Source organism: Chromobacterium aquaticum (assembly GCF_021129195.1).
Taxonomy (GTDB): Bacteria; Pseudomonadota; Gammaproteobacteria; order Burkholderiales; family Chromobacteriaceae; genus Chromobacterium; species Chromobacterium aquaticum.
On record NZ_JAJOHW010000256.1, the window covers coordinates 1 to 1,835 of the forward strand.

A 1,835-nucleotide genomic window follows, 5' to 3' on the forward strand; every position below is an offset into this window, starting at 1 on the left:
CGAGGTGCGCAAGCTGTCCGAACGCACCGCCAACGCCACGGTGGAAATCGGCTCGATGATAGATTCGGTGCAGCAGGATTCCGCTTCCGCCATCGCCGGCATGCGCGCGGCGGTGGACCGGGTGGACGCCAGCGTCAGCCACGCCGGCGAGGCACAGGACACCTTGCAGGGCTTCTCGGTGCAGATCCAGGGCGTGTCGCGCGGCATGGGCGATATTTCGGCGGCGGTGCGCGAGCAGGCGAATGCTTCGCAGCATCTGGCCGGCAGCGTGGAGTCGGTCAGCAGCTCGGCCGAGGAAAACCGCCTGGCGGCGGAAGAGGCGCAGCAGGGCGTGGTCAATCTGCTGGAGCGCGGCGTGTCCTTGCGCGGCGTGGTGCAGCAGTTCACGCTCTAAGCCATGGCGCGGCGCAGGGTCGCCATGCACACGCAACCGCCCTCGGGCGGTTTTCTTTTTGCCGAACAAATGACATTGGCGTAAACTGGCTTGCCAAGCTAAAGCACGGAGGCAGGTCATGGAGCGGAAGCAGTCGTTGCCGTCTGGCGGCGTGGATCCGGCGCGCGGTCCTTTGATCATCGTGGCGTCCAGCGGCACCGGCGGGGACATGCAGCCCTTTATCGCGCTGGCGCGCGGGCTGCGCGAACGCGGCCACCGGGTGCTGCTGCTGGCGCCGGCCTTGCAGGAGGAGGCGGCGCGGGCGGCCGGCCTGCCGTACTGGCTGTTCGGCAGTATCGAGCGGGAACAGGCGGCGCTGGACAATCCCGACCTATGGCATGAGCACAAGAGCTGGGGCGTGCTGTGGGAGAGCCTGGTTCCGGATCTGGATGCCTTGCGGGAGCGGGTGCGGGCGCTGCCGGCGGATGAGGACTGCGTGGTTTTGTGTCATCCCGTCCTGGTGCCGATGGCGGCCTTGGCCCGCGCGGCGCGGCCGGATTTGCGCATCGTCGCCGCCTATCTCGCGCCGTCCAATCTGTGCAGCAGTCACGATCTGCTGAGCCTGGGCTCGCTGCGCATCCCCGGCTGGCTGCCGCCGGCCGTGACCGGCCTGCTGTGGCGCTGGCTGCATCGCTGGTTCAATGCGCAGACCTTGCCCGGCTTGAACGCGGCGCGCGCGCAGCGCGGCTTGGCGGCGGAGCCGCATTTCTTCGAGCACATGCTGCGGGCGCCGAATGCATCGGTGGCGCTGTTTCCCGACTGGTTCGCCGCGGTGCAGCCGGATTGGCCGCGGCCATGCGCGCAGGGCGATTTCATGTTGCCGGCGGCGGCCGGAGCCGGCCTGAGCGCGGAGCTGGAGGCTTTCCTGGCCGCTGGCGACGCGCCCATCGTGTTCACGCCGGGCACCGGCCATCGGCACGCGGCGGCTTTCTTCGACGCCGCGCTGCTGGCCTTGCTGCGGCTGGGGCGGCGCGGGATCTTCGTTACGCCGCACGCGGCGCAGTTGCCGCCGGCTCTGCCGGACTCTGTGCTGTGGCAGGCGCACGCGCCTTTCGCCACGCTATTGCCGCGCGTGGCGGCGCTGGTGCATCACGGCGGCGTCAGCACCACCGCCGACGCGATGCGCGCCGGCATTCCGCAATTGATCGTGCCTTTTGCCTATGACCAGTTCGACAATGGCTTGCGCGCCAAGCGCCTGGGCGTGGCCGAGGTGCTGCTGGCGCGGCGCTTGTCCGGCGCGCGCATGCATGAACGGCTGCGACGGCTATTGGCGGCGCCAAGCGTGCGCCAGTCCTGCCGCGAGCTGGCGGCGCGGATGGCCGGGGCGGAGCCGGCGCGTTCGCTGGATTGTGTGGAACGGGCGTTGCTGGGGCCGGTCTCGAACGGAACGGAAAACGCCGGC

At 69.8% G+C, this 1,835-nt stretch carries 2 protein-coding genes; both read left to right on the forward strand.

What is annotated here, in order from left to right:
- Positions 1-394 (forward strand): methyl-accepting chemotaxis protein (locus tag LQT98_RS23580; protein WP_231465667.1); only part of this gene is annotated, 394 nt, incomplete at its 5' end.
- 118 nt (positions 395-512) lie between these two features.
- Positions 513-1,835 (forward strand): glycosyltransferase (locus LQT98_RS23585; protein ID WP_231465669.1); only part of this gene is annotated, 1,323 nt, incomplete at its 3' end.